The sequence below is a fragment of the Kitasatospora sp. GP82 genome (genome assembly GCF_029892105.1).
In the GTDB taxonomy this organism is placed as follows: Bacteria; Actinomycetota; Actinomycetes; order Streptomycetales; family Streptomycetaceae; genus Kitasatospora.
On the sequence record NZ_JARZAJ010000136.1, the window covers coordinates 1 to 1,172 of the forward strand.

Sequence of the window (1,172 nt, forward strand, 5' to 3'; positions counted from 1 at the left end):
ACGTCGCCCGCGAGATCTACCAACTCATCACCGCAGCCAGGAATCCGACCCCTGCACCAGCGTCAGCCGATTGACATCCATAGGGGCATCAAACTCGCGGTCCGCTACGAGGCGACCGTCCTCGTCGCAGCCATCAACGAGTGGTTGTGACGTACTGATCCGACGACAACTCGAACACCCGTACTCGCCGACCGCCGGTGGGATTGACGGTCTCACGGACCGGATGCATCCCCAGTTTGGTCATGATCCGTTCGGAGGCGTCGTTGCCCACTTGCGTGATGCTGACGATCCGCTCCAGCCCTCGCTCTTCGAACCCGAACCGTACAGCGGCCGCAGCAGCCTCGGTGGCCAAGCCCTGCCCCCAGTGTGAACGTCCCAGCCGCCAGCCGACCTCAACCGCCGGGAGTACCTCCGGCAAGAAGTCGGGCACCGAAAGGCCGGTAAACCCGGCCAGCTCGCCAGTGGACCGGACCACCACGGCGAACAGGCCGAAGCCCTGTGACTCCCACTCGCTCTCCCATGCCTGGACCCGGCCGCGTGTCTGCTGTTCGTCAAGGACGCTGCCGTCACGGATCCACCGCATGACCTCGGGGTCGGCGTTGACGGCAGCCATGGGCGCAACGTCTTCCTCGCGCCAACGACGCAGGACCAAACGGGGAGTCTCAAGCGTGACCATCCAATCATTCTGGATCACAATTGGGCTCTCCGTCCTCTTCACTAGGCACTTTCGATACACGCCCTAATAGAAGTGCTCGGGGCACGCCATCTCATGAGCCGTTCGTGTCTCCAGCGACCGGCAGGGACCTCGGTCTGCTGGAGAGCTCAGGGCTCGCGAACTTCTGAGAGGTCGGCCCCTGTCGGCGGGCTGAGGACATGAAACCTGGCTGGCTACCGCCGGGCGGGGCGCGGTCTTGCTGAAGGGATCGCGTCCCCGGATCCACCTTGGGCCTCCGCCCGGCGGGCAGGTGAGGGGGAGCCGGTCTGACCTAAGGGATCACAGTCCCGGAACAGGGCCAGGCTTCCACCTCACGAAGCGGGCCCTTGCGCTTCCGTGCTCGGGCTCACCGCTGAGCTATTAGTAGCCGTTGTCGTACCGATCAGAGCGCCTGCCGATCGAACGGAAGTCTCGATCGGGTGATCGCGGGCCAGTGGACGCATAGAAGCAGGGCCTC

1 protein-coding gene is annotated in these 1,172 nt (G+C 64.6%); it reads right to left on the minus strand.

Features of this window, described 5'->3' with window-relative positions:
* Positions 1-133: 133 nt before the first annotated feature.
* On the minus strand, positions 134-676 hold the full coding sequence (locus P3T39_RS37470) for a GNAT family N-acetyltransferase (RefSeq protein WP_280703801.1): 543 nt from the start codon (positions 674-676) through the stop codon (positions 134-136).
* Positions 677-1,172 lie beyond the last annotated feature (496 nt).